General features: G+C 72.8%; 15 protein-coding genes. 11 read left to right on the plus strand and 4 right to left on the minus strand.

The genetic code is table 11. The annotated features are described in order from the left end of the window. Positions 1–118 precede the first annotated feature (118 nt). The 3 genes from ACFQ87_RS19550 to ACFQ87_RS19560 all read right to left on the minus strand — a co-directional run bounded on the left by ACFQ87_RS19550 (position 119) and on the right by ACFQ87_RS19560 (position 2,975). Entirely contained in the window at positions 119–1,039 is a 921-nt protein-coding gene (locus ACFQ87_RS19550) for a lytic polysaccharide monooxygenase (protein WP_380612025.1), read from the minus strand. A gap of 244 nt (positions 1,040–1,283) precedes the next feature. Then, on the minus strand, positions 1,284–1,703 hold the full coding sequence (locus ACFQ87_RS19555; protein WP_380612026.1) for a hypothetical protein: 420 nt from the start codon (positions 1,701–1,703) through the stop codon (positions 1,284–1,286). 60 nt (positions 1,704–1,763) lie between these two features. Then, a complete protein-coding gene (locus tag ACFQ87_RS19560; protein WP_380612027.1) occupies positions 1,764–2,975 on the minus strand; it encodes an alanine racemase in 1,212 nt (403 codons plus the stop codon). A 145-nt stretch (positions 2,976–3,120) separates the two neighbouring features. Here ACFQ87_RS19560 and ACFQ87_RS19565 point away from each other — a divergent pair, with 145 nt between their 5' ends. After that, positions 3,121–3,894 carry an SseB family protein gene (locus ACFQ87_RS19565; RefSeq protein WP_380612028.1) on the plus strand — a complete coding sequence of 258 codons (774 nt, stop codon included), beginning with the start codon at positions 3,121–3,123 and terminating at the stop codon, positions 3,892–3,894. 87 nt (positions 3,895–3,981) lie between these two features. Here the strand turns inward: ACFQ87_RS19565 and ACFQ87_RS19570 are convergent, their stop codons facing one another. Next, complete coding sequence (locus ACFQ87_RS19570; protein WP_380612029.1) at positions 3,982–4,359, minus strand: DUF1844 domain-containing protein; 378 nt, start codon at positions 4,357–4,359, stop codon at positions 3,982–3,984. 479 nt (positions 4,360–4,838) lie between these two features. Here ACFQ87_RS19570 and infC point away from each other — a divergent pair, with 479 nt between their 5' ends. From infC to ACFQ87_RS19620, 10 genes are all read left to right on the plus strand, one after another. Beyond that, a complete protein-coding gene (gene infC, locus ACFQ87_RS19575) occupies positions 4,839–5,573 on the plus strand; it encodes a translation initiation factor IF-3 (RefSeq protein WP_380612105.1) in 735 nt (244 codons plus the stop codon). 145 nt (positions 5,574–5,718) lie between these two features. Further along, positions 5,719–5,913 carry a 50S ribosomal protein L35 gene (gene rpmI, locus ACFQ87_RS19580; protein ID WP_030286227.1) on the plus strand — a complete coding sequence of 65 codons (195 nt, stop codon included), beginning with the start codon at positions 5,719–5,721 and terminating at the stop codon, positions 5,911–5,913. Positions 5,914–6,021: 108 nt separating this feature from the next. Further along, entirely contained in the window at positions 6,022–6,417 is a 396-nt protein-coding gene (rplT, locus tag ACFQ87_RS19585) for a 50S ribosomal protein L20 (RefSeq protein WP_030055649.1), read from the plus strand. Between the two features lie 125 nt (positions 6,418–6,542). Next, entirely contained in the window at positions 6,543–7,409 is an 867-nt protein-coding gene (locus ACFQ87_RS19590; protein ID WP_380612030.1) for a TrmH family RNA methyltransferase, read from the plus strand. Between the two features lie 115 nt (positions 7,410–7,524). Continuing rightward, positions 7,525–8,628: an ATP-binding protein gene (locus ACFQ87_RS19595; RefSeq protein ID WP_380612031.1), complete on the plus strand. Its 1,104-nt coding sequence runs from the start codon at positions 7,525–7,527 to the stop codon at positions 8,626–8,628. Positions 8,629–8,856: 228 nt separating this feature from the next. After that, complete coding sequence (pheS, locus tag ACFQ87_RS19600; protein ID WP_380612032.1) at positions 8,857–9,978, plus strand: phenylalanine--tRNA ligase subunit alpha; 1,122 nt, start codon at positions 8,857–8,859, stop codon at positions 9,976–9,978. Then, a complete protein-coding gene (pheT, locus tag ACFQ87_RS19605; protein WP_380612033.1) occupies positions 9,978–12,479 on the plus strand; it encodes a phenylalanine--tRNA ligase subunit beta in 2,502 nt (833 codons plus the stop codon). Before pheS ends, pheT begins: the two co-directional genes overlap by 1 nt. 115 nt (positions 12,480–12,594) lie before the next feature. Further along, positions 12,595–13,032 carry a GntR family transcriptional regulator gene (locus ACFQ87_RS19610; RefSeq protein ID WP_380612034.1) on the plus strand — a complete coding sequence of 146 codons (438 nt, stop codon included), beginning with the start codon at positions 12,595–12,597 and terminating at the stop codon, positions 13,030–13,032. Further along, positions 13,032–13,955, plus strand: coding sequence for an ATP-binding cassette domain-containing protein (locus ACFQ87_RS19615; protein WP_380612035.1), 924 nt, complete (start codon positions 13,032–13,034; stop codon positions 13,953–13,955). Before ACFQ87_RS19610 ends, ACFQ87_RS19615 begins: the two co-directional genes overlap by 1 nt. Continuing rightward, on the plus strand, positions 13,952–14,917 hold the full coding sequence (locus ACFQ87_RS19620; RefSeq protein WP_380612036.1) for a hypothetical protein: 966 nt from the start codon (positions 13,952–13,954) through the stop codon (positions 14,915–14,917). The genes ACFQ87_RS19615 and ACFQ87_RS19620 overlap by 4 nt, the downstream gene beginning before the upstream one ends. Positions 14,918–15,167 lie beyond the last annotated feature (250 nt).

Below are 15,167 nucleotides of genomic sequence, written 5' to 3' on the forward strand. Positions count from 1 at the left end.
AGCACCCCAAGGGGCGCTTCTTCCCGAGTTCCCCCCCCCCGCCTTTCATCCCGGCACCTCGACGGAGCCGCGGAACCGGACCGGACGGGGGTGGGCCGGCCCGGCCCCGCATCCGGCGTCAGGAGTCGCGTCGAACAGCCTCGACACGACGGCGCCGGAGCACCATGCCCGCCCAGGCGACGCCGAGCGCGGCGGCACCGGCCAGCAGCAGCGGACCGGTGGCCGAGGTGCCGGCCACGGCCGCGGCGGTGGCCGCGATCGGCTGGCCTGCGGGGGCGTTCGGGTCCCCGCCGTGGCCGTGGTGGGCGACCGTGGACCTGGGGGCGTCGGCGGCGATCTGCGCGTCGCTGGGTGCGGCCGGGGCGGCGAGCGAGGAGGCGGCCGGAGCGCCCGCGGTGGTGGGCGTGCCGAAGTCGACGTCGGAGCAGCTGTAGAACGCCTCCGGGCTGTCGCTGCGCTGCCAGATCATGTACAGCAGCTGGCGGCCGGTGCGCTGCGGCAGGGTGCCCGAGTAGGTGTAGTACCCGTTGACGGCGGTGCGGTCGACCTGCACCTGGGCCACCGGGGTCGGGTCGAGGTCCGACCACTTCAGCGGCTTGGTCGGGTCGTAGCTCGGCTTGGTGAGGTAGACGGTCTGGGTCCCGACGTGCGGTGCGGTGGTGCGGAACTGGAAGGTGAAGCTGCCCGCGCTGACCGGGGTGGCCGGCCAGTCGGTGCGCGGCCAGTCCAGCGCCGCGTACTTGTCCCGGTTGGCCGAGCAGAGCCTGCCGTCCGGGATCGGCGCCTGGTGGTTCCCGGCGGCGTTGGCGATGTTGACCTCGTTCCAGTCGTACAGCGGCTGGGTGCCGCTCGCCGCGACGAGGTCCTTGCAGACCTGCGACACCGGGTGCTCCGGGCCCTCGGCGTAGCAGGCGGCGACCCGGCTGACGGGGTTGGTCATCGTGCCGTGGGCGCTGGCGGTACCGGCGGTGGTCGCGGCCGCCGCGAGCACCGCGGCGCCGACCACGCCGACGGACAGGGCACTTCGCTTGATGGACATGGGGTGGGGACTCCTTGACCGTCGTTCCGGGCGGGTGTGGGGGAGGGCGGACACGCCTGCCCGTTCGGGGGCCGCCCGGCCCGGATCGCGGGCCCCGGCCAGAGCGTAGGATTGGTCTGGACCAAATGGCAATGGCCGTGCGTGCCGGGCTTATTGACGGACTGTAGGCCCCGGAGCAGCGCAAAGGCCCGATGGAGCACCGGGGTTAGGTGGTCCATCGGGCCCGCTTAAGGCTCGGGAAAGGTCAGAAGTTCAGGTTGCCGTTGATCGTGTCGGCCTGGACGACCTTGCCCTGGCCGACCTGGATGACGGAGCCGTGGACGGTCATGTCCTTGAGCTCGTTGTGGATCACGGTGGACGGCTGCTCCGTCGACTTCGGCGTGAACTCGTCGAGGATCTGCCGGAGTCGGGTAGCTGCTTCCGGGTTGTTCTGCAGCACCAGGCGCAGTCGCCGCTGCCACTGGGGAACTTGGGCGTCGCGGGTCTCCGGGGCCTCGGCGATCTCGCGCTGGATCTCGTCCAGCTCCTGCGTCACCTCCTCCTCCCGGTCCCGTCCGAACAGGGCTGCGAAGCGCGGTTTGACCCGCGCCCAGGCCTCGGTGACCATCAGGCCGACCAGTGCGGTCGCGCCCCTCGTCGCAAGCTCCGCGATCTCGGCTTCCATGCCGCTCCCTCATCACTGCCGCAGTGTCGTCCCCACGGTAGGCCACCGGCCGACGGTCCGTCAGAGGAAGGCCTTCCCCTCGCCGCGGTAGGTCGGCACGGTGCGGACGATCCGGTCGCCCTCGATCAGGTGCAACTCCGCGAAGCGCTCGCACAGTTCGCCCGCCTTGGCGTGCCGGAACCAGACCCGGTCGCCGATCAGCAGGTCGTCCGCGGCCGAGCCGAGCAGCGGGGTCTGCACCTCGCCGGCGCCCTCCATCGGGTCGTAGCGCAGCCCCGGCGGCAGGTACGGCACCGGCGAGCGGTCCGGCCCGGCCGCGCCGGAGGCCGGGTAGCCGCCGCCGAGCACCGTCACCACCCCGACCCCGGGGCGGCGCACCACCGGCTGGCCGAACAGGGCGGCCGGACGGCCCCGGAACACGCGGTAGTTGTCGAACAGCTGCGGCTGGTACAGCCCGGAGCCGGCCGCCACCTCGGTGACGGCCTGCTCGGCCACGGTGGACTCCACGCTGCCGGTGCCGCCGCCGTTGACGAACTCCAGCTCGGCCACCTGGCGCAGCCGCCGGACCGCCGCCGCGCGCCGCTCGGCCAGTTCGGCCCGGGCCCGGCCCTGCATCAGCCGGATCAGCTGCGAGCGCACCGGCCGCCCCGGCACCCGGTCGCCCACCCCGGCGATGTGCCCCTCGTACGCCATCAGGCCGACCACCCGGAAGCCCGGGCGGCGCTGGACGGCTTCGGCGAAGGCGCCCAGTTCCTCCGCGGTGCGCAGCGGCGAGCGCCGGGCGCCCACCCGGACCCGCCCGCCGAGCAGGTGCAGCGCGGTGTCCAGCTCCAGGCAGACCCGCACCTCGGCGTCGCCGGAGCGCGCCTTGTCGATCAGGTCCAGCTGGGCCAGGTCGTCCAGGACGACGGTGATCCCGCTGGCCAACTCCGGATCGGCGGTGAGCTCGGCGTAACCGTCCCGGTCGGTGGAGGGGTAGGCGAGCAGGACGTCGCGCACGCCGGTGCGGGCGAGCCAGAGCGACTCGCCCAGGGTGAAGCTCATCACCCCGAGGAAGCCGTCCACGGTCAGCGCCCGGTCCAGCAGTGCCCGGCAGCGCAGCGACTTGCTGGCCACCCGGATCGGTTTCCCGCCGGCCCGGCGCACCAGGTCGGCGGCGTTGGCGTCGAAGGCGGCGAGGTCGACCACGGCCACCGGCCCGTCCAGGTGGGCGGTGGCCCGGTCGTACCGGTGGCGGTCGGAGACGGGGGCGGGTGCATCGAGGATGACCATGCGCGCAGGGTGCCACAAGGCGCTACCGGTGGGTAGGGCCTGGCTCTTGGATTTTGTCGGCCCCGGCAAGGATCCAAGGGCCAGGCCCTGTGGGCGCGTGCGGGGAAATACGGGCGGTGGCCCGCGGTGGCATAGGGTCGGCCGGGTGGACCGCAAAGACTTCTCCAACCCGGCGTTCGTCGGCAAGAGCATCCCGAATCCCGGCTTCTCCGACGACGACGGCACGGCGGACCCGGCGCTGACCGCGGCCCTCGCCCGCTGGTCGCAGGACCGTACGGCCGAGCCCGAGGTGCTGGCGGCGCTGACCCCGACCCGGCTGATGGTCCCGATCGTCGCCCTCCTCGGCGAGGTCGAGGTGGACGAGCACGGACACAAGCACGACAAGAGCAGCGACATGGCCGTCCCGGTGCTGGAAGCCCCGGACGGGCGCCGCGCGCTGCCGGCCTTCACGTCGCTGGAGACGCTCACCCGCTGGCGGGCCGACGCCCGCCCGGCACCGACGGCGGCCCCGCAGGCCGCGATGGTCGCCTTCTCCGAGCGTGCCGACACCCTGCTGGTCGACCCGGCCGGGCCGGTGCCCTTCCTGCTGACCGGAGCCCGGCTGCGGGCGTTGGCGGAGAACCGTCCGTACCTGCCGCCGGTGACGGACCCGGAGGTGCGCGAGGCGGTCCGGGCGCTGCTGGCGGCCGAGCCGCAGGTGGTCAGCGGGCTGCTGGCGCCGTCGGAGGACTCGGACGGGGTGCTCGCGGTGGTGTTCGACCCGGCGCTGGACCAGGCGGGGCTGCAGGAGGCCGCGCAGCGGGTCGGCCGGGCGGTGGCCGGGGACCCGCTGCTGCGGGTGCGGCTGGACCGGGGGCTGGACCTCGCGGTGCTCCCGGCGAGCGCGCAGTTGCCGGGGGAGCCGCTGTACCGGCGGTAGAAGCGAACGGGGCACCCACCGAATTCGGTAGGTGCCCCAGGAGGATCGGATCCACCCCCGAAATTTCGGGGGTGGATCCGATCGATCTCAGCTGTAGACCGGCCCGGTGAACTTCTCGCCCGGCCCGGTGCCCGGCGCGTCCGGCACGATGGAGGCCTCGCGGAAGGCCAGCTGCAGCGAGCGCAGGCCGTCCCGCAGCGGGGCCGCGTGGAAGTTGCTGATCTCGGGGGCACCGGCGGTGACCAGCCCGGCGAGCGCGGTGATCAGCTTGCGGGCCTCGTCCAGGTCCTTGTCCTTCTCGCCGCCCTCGGCGAGGCCGCACTTGACCGCGGCCGCGCTCATCAGGTGCACCGCGACGGTGGTGATCACCTCGACGGCCGGGACCTCGGCGATGTCGCGGGTGAGGTCGTCGAAGCCGATCGCGTCGTCGTCCGCGCCGGAGTTCTGGGTGGGCTCGCTGCTCAAGGGTGGCTCGTTCCTTCGTGCCGGGTGGGTACACGTGGAGCGTACAAGGGGCGTGTGAGGCGCGGGAAAGGGCAGTGCGCCGGGGCGGAATAGCGTTCGACTCCCCGGCGCTGTATGCTTCGAGACTGACCGGCCGGGATCCCTTATGGGCACCTGGCCAGCAAGTGGAGGCTCCACTGCAAGGAGGCCCGAGAGGGCAACCGCGAAAGTCTCCCACCTGATCGGCCTCGCGGTCGACGGGTCCGGTCCGCGACGGGCGCCACGGCGCCGAGTCGCCGCAGCGCCCCTCACCGGGTGCCGCCCCCGGTTGTGTGGAGCCCCGCTTGTACCGAGCGGGGCTTTTTTCGTGTCGCGGTGCACGCGGTGCCGAGAGGTACCGGGCAGCGCAGCTCGAATGAAGCCCCGCCCAGTGGTCGAGTCCACTACGTGCGACCGCCGTCCGACGGCCGCATCGCAGAAGGTGCAACCGAGGAGGCCCCATCAGCACCGAGCCCCGCATCAACGACCGGATTCGCGTCCCGGAGGTGCGACTCGTCGGTCCCAGCGGCGAGCAGGTCGGCATCGTGCCGCTTGCCAAGGCGCTGGAGCTCGCGCAGGAGTACGACCTCGACCTGGTCGAGGTCGCGGCGACCGCCCGGCCGCCGGTGTGCAAGCTCATGGACTACGGCAAGTTCAAGTACGAGTCGGCCATGAAGGCCCGTGAGGCGCGCAAGAACCAGGCGCACACGGTCATCAAGGAGATGAAGCTCCGGCCGAAGATCGACCCGCACGACTATGACACCAAGAAGGGTCACGTCGTCCGGTTCCTCAAGCAGGGCGACAAGGTCAAGATCACGATCATGTTCCGTGGTCGTGAGCAGTCCCGCCCCGAGCTGGGCTTCCGTCTGCTGCAGCGGCTCGCCGACGACGTCCAGGAGCTGGGCTTCGTCGAGTCCTCGCCGAAGCAGGACGGCCGGAACATGATCATGGTTCTTGGCCCGCACAAGAAGAAGACCGAGGCGATGGCCGAGGCCCGCGCCCTCGCGGACGCCCGCAAGGCCGAGCGACTGGGCCGGACCCCCGGCTCCGACGCCGCCCCCGAGGACGACGACGCGGTGGCCGAGGACCTGGTGGCCGACGACGCCGTGACCGAGGCGCAGGACGCCCCGGTCGAGGCGCCGGCCACCGAGGCCGAGGCTCCGGTCGAGCAGCCGGCCGCCTCCCAGGGCGCCTGAGCCGACACCGGCTCGGGGCAGTCCGGGAGACCGGCCCCCTAGGGTGACAGGGCGTCCCGCCCGGTCACCGCAGATCCATCCAGTTCACGCCCGCGCGGCACAGGTTGCGCGGGCGTGAACGGGACCGACGAGGAGATACGGCGAAATGCCGAAGCAGAAGACGCACAGTGGCGCCAGCAAGCGCTTCAAGATCAGTGGCTCTGGCAAGGTGCTGCGCGAGCGCGCCGGCCGCCGCCACCTCCTGGAGCACAAGCCCTCGACGCTGACCCGCAAGCTGGCCGGGACGGTCGAGATGGCCCCCGCTGACGCCAAGAAGATCAAGAAGCTTCTCGGCAAGTGATCGCCCTCCCGCCCGGCGTGAGCCGGTGCGGGGCAGCTGATCCTTCCCGACCCATTCGAATGACGGACCACGTGAAGTAGTCCGTGGTCCTACCCAAGGAGTAATCAAGTGGCACGCGTCAAGCGGGCAGTCAACGCCCACAAGAAGCGCCGGGTCATCCTGGAGCGCGCCAGCGGCTACCGTGGCCAGCGCTCGCGCCTGTACCGCAAGGCCAAGGAGCAGGTCACCCACTCGCTGGTCTACAACTTCAACGACCGCAAGAAGCGCAAGGGCGACTTCCGTCAGCTGTGGATCCAGCGCATCAACGCTGCGGCCCGTGCCAACGGCATCACCTACAACCGCTTCGTGCAGGGCCTGAAGGCCGCCAGCGTCGAGATCGACCGCAAGATGCTGGCCGACCTGGCCGTCAACGACCCGGGTGCGTTCGCCTCCCTGGTCGAGGTCGCCCAGAAGGCGCTGCCGGCCGACGTGAACGCCCCGAAGGCTGCCGCGGACGCCGCCTGATCTTCCGAGATCGGTTGAGCTCTGACCGGACCCGCAGGCTCTCCTGCGGGTCCGGTTCTGCGTTCCGCCCCCAAGCACCTCCAGAGTCAGCACCTCCAGAGTCAGCGCCTCCAGAGAACGAGACCATGCCGAGCACCGACACCCCCCTGCTCACCTCCCTGCGCTCGCCGCGCGTCGTCGCCGCCCGCCGGCTGGCCAAGCGGAACCAGCGCACCAAGGAGCGCCGCTTCCTGGCCGAGGGCCCGCAGGCCGTCCGGGAGGCCGTCGCCTTCGGCAAGCTGCCGGGGACGGCCGAGCACGCGGTGGTCGAGGTGTACGTGGGCCTGGAGGCCGCTGAGCGGCACGCGGACATCGTCGAGGCCGCCCTGGCCGAGGGACTGCCGGTGCTGACCGCCACCGACGAGGTGATCGCCGGGATCTGCGACACGGTGACCCCGCAGGGCATCGTGGCGCTCTGCCGCTTCATCGACACCCCGTTCGCCGAGGTGCTCAAGGCCCGGCCGAAGCTGGTGGCGATCCTCGCCCACGTGCGCGACCCCGGGAACGCCGGTACCGTGCTGCGCACCGCCGACGCGGCCGGTGCGGACGCCGTGGTGCTCACCGACGCCTCGGTGGACCTCTACAACCCGAAGGCCGTCCGGGCCTCCGTCGGCAGCCTGTTCCACCTGCCGGTGGCGGTCGGCGTGCCGGTCGAGGAGGCGGTCGGGAAGCTGCGCGAGGCCGGGATCCGGGTGCTCGCCGCGGACGGCGCGGGGGAGCGCGACCTGGACCAGGAGCTCGACGAGGGCACCCTGGGCGCGCCCGGCGCGTGGGTGTTCGGCAACGAGGCGTGGGGGCTCCCGGAGGAGACCCGTGCGCTCACCGACGAGGTCGTGCGCGTCCCGATCCACGGGCACGCCGAGAGCCTCAATCTGGCCACCGCCGCAGCCGTCTGCCTGTACGCCTCCGCCCGGGCGCAGCGTTCGCCCGGCGGCTGCCGCTCGAACGGCTGACACGCCCCGGGCGCGCCGCGTTCTCACGCTGCAAGCCCTACTGTCGGGGCCTGCGAGGCGCTAGGGTCTGCCTCGGTGGGGGGAACGGCACGGTGGGTAATCGGGGAGGCAACCCATGGTCGGCAGCGGGCCCGAGCTCGACCCGGACGACCTGCCGGACGGCCTGGTGGTCGCCGACGCGCTGGGCCGGGTGGTCTGCTTCAACCGGGCCGCGGCCCGGCTCACCGGCGTGCTCCCGGCGGCCGCGCTCGGCAGCGCGCTGGAGGACGTCCTGCCGCTGGAGGACCTGGACGGCCGCCGCTGGTGGCAGCTGACCGACCCGTACGGCGGCCTGGCCGTCCGCACCGGCCAGCCCGAGCGCAACCTGCTGCTGCCCGGCGGCCGTGAGGTGCTGGTCTCCGCGCGCTACGTCCGCACCGAGCCCGGCGGGCCGCTGGAGCGCCTGGTGATCGCCCTGCGCGGCACCGAGGCCCGGCGTCGCACCGAGCGCAGCCACGCCGAGCTGATCGCCACCGTCGCCCACGAGCTGCGCTCCCCGCTGACCAGCGTCAAGGGCTTCACGGCCACGCTGCTGGCCAAGTGGGAGCGGTTCACCGACGGGCAGAAGCGGCTGATGCTGGAGACCGTGGACGCGGACGCCGACCGGGTCACCCGGCTGATCGCCGAGCTGCTGGACATCTCCCGGATCGACGCCGGGCGGCTGGAGCTGCGCAAACAGGTGGTCGACCTGGCGGCGGCGGTGCGCCGGCACGTCGAGCGCAAGGTCGCCACCGGCATCCCGGAGGAGCGCTTCGACATCCGGATCAGCGAGCCGCTGACGGTGCTGTGGGCGGACCCGGACAAGGTCGACCAGGTGCTGGCCAACCTGCTGGAAAACGCGGTGCGCCACGGCGAGGGAACTGTCACGATCGAGGTGGCACCGGCCAAGGAGGTCGTCGAGGCGCCCGTCTGGGAGCGCTCCGGCACCCCGCCCCGCATCGTGGAAGGCACCGCGGTCACCGTGAGCGACGAAGGAAGCGGCATTCCCGAGGAGTCGATGCCGCGCGTCTTCACCCGCTTCTGGCGGGGCTCCAAGCGCGGTGGCACCGGCCTCGGGCTCTATATCGTCAAGGGCATCGTGGAGGCCCACGGCGGCTCGATCCGGGTCGACCGCGCGCCCGGCGGCGGAGCCAGGTTCCGATTTATCCTGCCCGCCGGCATCCCTGACTTCATGCTCTGAGCAGCCCCTGAGGTCGGCCCCGGACGGGCTTGACGGCAGCCGCGCTACGCGCTGCGACTACACTCGACCTTTGGCGTTGTGGGACGCCCTGTGCGGCTGTGCCGCGGACACCCCTCTTCCCCGTCGTACGGAGAAACGGCTGCCCGTGCCCCGGCCACGCCGGGCGTAGCGCAAAGGCGAGCCACCCTTACCTGAGCACGGACGAGCAGGAGCACGGGAAAGATAGAGATGTCGGCACCCAACAAGTCGTACGACCCCGTCGAGGTCGAGGCCCTCAAGCCCGAGGTGGTGGAGCAGGCGCGGAACGAGGCGATCGCCGCCTTCGCCGCCGCCGGCACCCTGGACGAGCTGAAGCAGGCCAAGGTCGCCCACACCGGCGACCGCTCCGCGCTCTCGCTCGCCAACCGCGAGATCGGCGCCCTCCCGCCGCACGCCAAGGCCGCCGCCGGCAAGCTGATCGGTCAGGCCCGCGGCGCCGTCAACCAGGCGCTCGCCAAGCGGCAGGCCGAGCTGGAGGCGGAGCGGGACGCCCGCGTGCTGGTCGAGGAGGCGGTGGACGTCACTCTGCCGTACGACCGTGCCCCGCGCGGCGCCCGGCACCCGCTGACCACGATGGCCGAGCGCATCGAGGACACCTTCGTCGCGATGGGCTACCAGGTCGCCGAGGGCCCCGAGGTCGAGGCCGAGTGGCTCAACTTCGACGCCCTCAACCTGGGCCCGGACCACCCGGCCCGCTCGATGCAGGACACCTTCTTCGTCCAGGCCCCGGACGGCTCCGCCGACTCCGGCGTGGTGCTGCGCACCCAGACCTCCCCGGTCCAGGCCCGCACCATGCTCGACCGCGAGCCCCCCATCTACGTGGTCTGCCCGGGCCGGGTCTACCGGACCGACGAGCTGGACGCCACCCACACCCCGGTGTTCCGCCAGGTCGAGGGTCTCGCCGTCGACGAGGGCATCACCTTCGCCGACCTCAAGGGCACCATCGAGGTGCTGGTCGAGAAGCTGATCGGCGGCGGCCTGGAGCTGCGCTGGCGCCCCTCGTACTTCCCGTTCACCGAGCCGAGCGCCGAGATCGACCTGCAGTGCTTCGTGTGCCGCGGCGAGAGCGTCGGCAACCCGGACCGCCCGTGCCGCACCTGCTCCTCCGAGGGCTGGATCGAGCTCGGCGGCTGCGGCGTGGTCAACCCGCGGGTGCTGGTCGCCTGCGGCGTGGACCCGGACCGCTACAGCGGGTTCGCCTTCGGCCTGGGCCTGGAGCGGATCCTGATGAACCGTCACAACGTCGCCGACATGCGCGACATGGTCGAGGGTGACGTGCGTTTCACCCTCCCGTTCGGGATGGAGATCTGATGCGCGTCCCGCTTTCCTGGCTGCGCGAGTACGTCGATCTGCCGGCCGGCGAGACCGGCCGTGACGTGGCCGAGCGCCTGGTCCGGGCCGGCCTGGAGGTCGAGACCGTCGAGCAGCTCGGCGGCGACCTCAAGGGCCCGCTGGTGGTCGGCGAGGTGCTCTCCATCGAGGAGCTGTCCGGCTTCAAGAAGCCGATCCGGCACTGCTACGTCAACGTCGGCGACGCCAACGGCACCGGCGAGCCGCAGGAGATCGTCTGCGGCGCGACCAACTTCGCCGTCGGCGACAAGGTCGTGGTCGTGCTCCCGGGCGCCGTTCTGCCCGGCCCGTTCCCGATCGCGGCCCGCAAGACCTACGGCCACACCTCGGCCGGCATGATCTGCTCCGCCCGCGAGCTGGGAATGGGCGACGACCACAACGGCATCATCGTGCTCCCGCCGGAGTACGAGCCCGGCACCGACGCCATCGAGCTGCTCCAGCTGGTCGACGAGGTGCTCGACATCGCCGTCACCCCGGACCGCGGCTACTGCCTGTCCATGCGCGGCGTGGCCCGTGAGGCCGCCGCCGCGTACGGGCTGCCGCTGGCCGACCCGGCGCTGCTCGACGTGCCGCCGGCCAACTCCTTCGGCTACCTGGTCAAGGTCAACGACCCGGTCGGCTGCGACCGCTTCGTGGCCCGTACGGTCGTCGGCGTCGACCCGACCGCCAAGTCCCCGATCTGGCTGCAGCGCCGCCTGCAGAAGGCGGGCATCCGCCCGATCTCGCTGACCGTCGACATCACCAACTACGTGATGCTGGAGGTCGGCCAGCCGCTGCACGCCTACGACAAGCAGCGCGTGGACGGCCCGATCACGGTCCGCCGGGCCGAGCCGGGCGAGACCCTCACCACCCTCGACGGCGTGCAGCGCAAGCTGTCCGTCGAGGACCTGCTGATCTGCGACGACAGCGGCCCGATCGGCCTGGCCGGTGTCATGGGCGGCGCCTCGACCGAGATCCTCGACCCGGCCGCCGGTCCGGGCACCACCGAGGTGATCATCGAGGCGGCGCACTTCGCCCCGGTCGTCATCGCCCGCGCCGCCAAGCGGCACAAGCTGCCCTCCGAGGCGTCCAAGCGCTTCGAGCGCGGCGTCGACCCGGAGGCGGCCCGCGCCGCCGCCCAGCGCGCCGTCGACCTGCTCGTGCTGATCGCCGGCGGCACCGCCGAGGCCGGGGTCACCGACATCGCCGGCCCGCACCCGGTGCGCACCATCCTGATCCCCGCCGACCTGCCCGACAAGGTCGCCGGCACCGAGTACGGCCGCGAGACCGTCACCCGGCGCCTGCAGGAGATCGGCTGCTCCGTCGCGGGCGCCGACACCCTGGAGGTCACCCCGCCGACCTGGCGGCCCGACCTCACCGACCCGTACGACCTCGCGGAGGAGGTCATCCGGCTGGAGGGCTACGACAACGTCCCCGCCCGGATGCCCGACGTGCCGCCGGGCAAGGGCCTGACCGAGGCCCAGCGGACCCACCGCCGGATCGGCGTGGCGCTGGCCGCAGCCGGCTACGTCGAGGTCAACAACTACCCGTTCCTCGGCGAGGCCGCCTTCGAGGCGCTCGGCCTGGAGGCGGACGACCGGCGCCGCCGCACGGTGAAGCTGGTCAACCCGCTCAACGACGAGGAGCCGGCGCTGCGCACCACGCTGCTGCCGGGCCTGCTCGGCGCGCTGCGCCGCAACGTCGGCCGGGGCAACACCGACCTGGCGGTCTTCGAGACCGGCACCGTCTTCCTGCCCAAGGACGAGCTGACCGTGGCCCCGCGCCCGGCCGTCGACCACCGGCCCAGCGACGAGGAGCTGGCCGCCCTGGACGCCGCGCTGCCGGACCAGCCGCGTCGGGTCGCCGTCGCCCTCGCGGGCGAGCGGCTGCCGTCCGGCTGGTGGGGCAAGGGCGACCAGGCCTCCTGGGCGGACGCCGTCGAGGCGGCCCGTACGGTGGCCCGTGCGGCCGGCGTCGAGCTGACCGTCCGCCAGGGGCAGCAGGCGCCCTGGCACCCGGGCCGCTGCGCCGAGCTGGTCGTCGCCGGCACCGACCGGGTGGTCGGCCACGCGGGTGAGCTGCACCCGCGCGTGGTCAAGGCGCTCGGGCTGCCGGCCCGGACCGCGGCCGCGGAGGTCGACATCGACCTGCTGACGGCGGACGGCGCCGGACGCGTCAACGGCCCGGCGGTCTCCGGCTTCCCGGTGGCCACCCAGGACGTCGCGCTGATCGTCGACACCGCCGTCCCGGCCGCCGAGGTCGAGGCCGCGCTGCGCACGGGCGCGGGTGAACTGCTGGAGGCCATCCGGCTGTTCGACGTGTTCACCGGCGAGCAGGTCGGCGAGGGCAAGAAGTCGCTGGCCTACGCGCTGCGCTTCCGCGCCGCCGACCGCACCCTGACCGCCGACGAGGCAACCGCCGCCCGCGAGGCCGCCGTCGCCGAGGCCGTCACCCGCACCGGCGCCGTGCTCCGCGGCGCCTGAGCACGGGCACGCCGTAGGGCGTGAGGGGCCCCGCCCGGACCACTGGTCCGTGCGGGGCCCTTTTGCGTTTTCTTGGGTTGACGACCCGTCACCGCGCCCACTTAACTCATTAACTATGGAACTAGATAAAGGTGCTGACCGGCCCTCTCCGATCGAGTTCCGCCTGGACCCGGCCTCCGGCGTCCCGACCTACCTGCAACTCGTGCAGCAGGTCGAACAGGCGTTGCGGATGGGCTGGTTGGCGGAGGGGGACCGGCTGCCCCGGGTGCGAGAGGTGGTCGCCGGCCTGGCGATCAACCCGAACACCGTGCTCAAGGCCTACCGGGAGCTGGAACACCGGGGTCTGGCGGTCGGCCGCCGCGGCCAGGGGACCTTCGTGCGGGGGCTGCCCGCCGGGGTGGTGCCCCTGCGTGAACGGGCCGCGCTGCGGCGGGGGTTGCTGGAGTGGATGCGCTCGGCGCGGGTCGCCGGGTTGGACGAGGGGGGGATGGTCGCGGTGTTCGAGGACGCGCTGCGCGACCTGCGCGAGGGGCGCGACGGGGTGGTGGCCTGATGGCGGCGGACACGGTGATCGACTGCGGCGGGATCGGCAAGCGCTACCGCCGCTCCTGGGCCCTGCGGGACTGCCATCTCGCCGTCCCCGCCGGGAACGTGGTGGCCCTGGTCGGCCCGAACGGCGCCGGCAAGACCACGCTGCTCAGCCTGGCGGCCGGCCTGACCCTGCCCAGCGAGGGCGCGATGACCGTCCTCGGCGACCAACTCCCGGGCTCGCCACGGGCCCTGGACCGGATCGGTTTCGTCGCCCAGAACGCCGCGCTCTACCCGGGCCTGCCCGTGCGCGACCTGCTCGCGATGGGCCGCCACCTCAACCGGCGCTGGGACGACGCCCGGGCGCGCACCCACCTGGAGGGCCTCGGCATCCCGCTGGACCGCAAGTACGGTCGGCTCTCCGGCGGTCAGCAGGCCCAGGTCTCGCTCGCCCTGGCCCTCGCCAAGCGGCCCGAACTCCTGCTGCTGGACGAGCCGTTGGCCGCGCTCGATCCGCTCGCCCGGCACGACTTCATGTCTGTGTTGCTCACCGCGGTGGCCGAGGACGGCCTCTCGGTGATGTTCTCCTCGCACGCCGTCAACGAGCTGGAGCAGAGCTGCGACTACCTGGTGGTGCTGACCGGAGGCCGGGTCCAGGTGACGGGGGAGGTGGACGACCTGCTGGCCGGCCACCGGATGCTCACCGGCCCGACCGCCGAGGCGGACGCGGTCGCCGAGCGGCTGCCCGTGGTCCGCGACCGCCGGGCCGGCACCCAGTCCCACCTGTTGGTCCGCACCGGCGGCGTGGACGCCCCGGTCTCCGGCGAGTGGCGCCAACAGCGCATCGGCCTGGAGGAGTTGGTGCTCGCCTACCTGCGCGAGCCGACCGCCTCCGCCCTGCCCGGCCCGCGCGGGGCCGTCCGTACGAACCAGAAGGTACCGTCATGAGCGCCACCACTCTCGCCCCGCCCCGCTCCGCCGTGCTGCGGGCCGCCGGGCTGCGCCACCGGCCCGCGCTGCTGATGCTGATCACTGTGATGGGCGTCGTCTCCCTGGCCCTGCTGCTGCACGGCTGGTACCTGCACGACGCTCTGGACCGCACGGGCGCGGGTACCTGCGATCCGAGCACCGCCGCCTGCGTGGCCACCTTCAAGCGGTTCCTCCACCAGTACGCCGACAGCATGCCGATGCTCGGCAGCGTGGTCTACATCCTCGGCGGCGTGTTCGGGGCGTTCCTCGGGGGCCCGCTGCTGGCACGGGAGTTCGAGCACGGCACGGTGCGCTTCGCCTGGACCCAAGGGGCCGGGCGGACCCGCTGGACGGCGGGCGGCCTGGTGCTGGGCGGCGCGGTGCTGGCCGTGCTGGCGGCGCTGTTCGGGCTGGTGCTGCGCTGGTGGAACGCACCGCTGACGCGCATGGGCGGACAGTTCCACCCGGACCTCTTCGTGGCGGCGCCGCCGGCGCTGATCGGCCGGGTGCTGGTGGCCTTCGGGGTCGCGGCGCTGGCCGGCGCGGTGCTGCGCCGCACCGTGCTCGCGGTGGGCCTCGGTCTGGCGGCCTCGGTCGCCCTGCTCTTCCTGGCCGTGGCCGTGCGCCCGCACTACATGACTCCGCTGGAGGGGCCGGTCCACGCCATGAGTTCCCTGGCGGTGGACGACCGCTGGGTGTTGAGCGTCTGGTACTCGGACCCGGCCGGGAACCGGATCTCCGAGGCCGATTTCGACAACCTGGGCCGCAGCTACGACGACCTGCAGTCGCTGGTGCGCGACGGCGGTTACACCATGCACGAGGTGTACCAACCGGCCGACCGGTTCTGGCCGTTCCAGTGGATCGAGTTCGGCTGGACGACCCTGCTGGCCGTGGCGCTGTGCGTGGCGGCGGTGTGGTGGGTGCGCCGCCGGGCCGTCTGACGGAGAGGTTGAGGAGGGTGTGTCAAAACCCTTGCGGCGGCAGGACTGGTGGGCGCTAATTTCCCGTTAGGAAAGTTTCCTAACCCCCACGGGAAACGGAGCGTTCACATGCGCACTCAGCCCCGTCGTGCCCTCCGCACGGCCCTCGCCGCCGCCCTGGTGGGCGCGTGCCCCCCCGGCGCGGGAACCCCCCCCACCCCAACCCCCTCCTCCCCCCACAACCCTCCCCCCACCCACAGAGTCCTTCTCG

Origin of the sequence: Kitasatospora sp. NPDC056531 (assembly GCF_042794375.1) — a bacterium.
Taxonomy (GTDB): Bacteria; Actinomycetota; Actinomycetes; order Streptomycetales; family Streptomycetaceae; genus Kitasatospora.

Excerpts from the sequence above, each read along its gene's own strand:
- ACFQ87_RS19550 (WP_380612025.1), bottom strand. The coding sequence starts at position 1,039 with ATGTCCATCAAGCGAAGTGCCCTGTCCGTCGGCGTGGTCGGCGCCGCG.
- ACFQ87_RS19555 (WP_380612026.1), bottom strand. The coding sequence starts at position 1,703 with ATGGAAGCCGAGATCGCGGAGCTTGCGACGAGGGGCGCGACCGCACTG.
- ACFQ87_RS19560 (WP_380612027.1), bottom strand. The coding sequence starts at position 2,975 with ATGGTCATCCTCGATGCACCCGCCCCCGTCTCCGACCGCCACCGGTAC.
- rpmI (WP_030286227.1), top strand. The coding sequence starts at position 5,719 with ATGCCGAAGCAGAAGACGCACAGTGGCGCCAGCAAGCGCTTCAAGATC.
- ACFQ87_RS19590 (WP_380612030.1), top strand. The coding sequence starts at position 6,543 with ATGCCGAGCACCGACACCCCCCTGCTCACCTCCCTGCGCTCGCCGCGC.
- ACFQ87_RS19595 (WP_380612031.1), top strand. The coding sequence starts at position 7,525 with ATGGTCGGCAGCGGGCCCGAGCTCGACCCGGACGACCTGCCGGACGGC.
- pheS (WP_380612032.1), top strand. The coding sequence starts at position 8,857 with ATGTCGGCACCCAACAAGTCGTACGACCCCGTCGAGGTCGAGGCCCTC.
- pheT (WP_380612033.1), top strand. The coding sequence starts at position 9,978 with ATGCGCGTCCCGCTTTCCTGGCTGCGCGAGTACGTCGATCTGCCGGCC.
- ACFQ87_RS19610 (WP_380612034.1), top strand. The coding sequence starts at position 12,595 with ATGGAACTAGATAAAGGTGCTGACCGGCCCTCTCCGATCGAGTTCCGC.
- ACFQ87_RS19615 (WP_380612035.1), top strand. The coding sequence starts at position 13,032 with ATGGCGGCGGACACGGTGATCGACTGCGGCGGGATCGGCAAGCGCTAC.
- ACFQ87_RS19620 (WP_380612036.1), top strand. The coding sequence starts at position 13,952 with ATGAGCGCCACCACTCTCGCCCCGCCCCGCTCCGCCGTGCTGCGGGCC.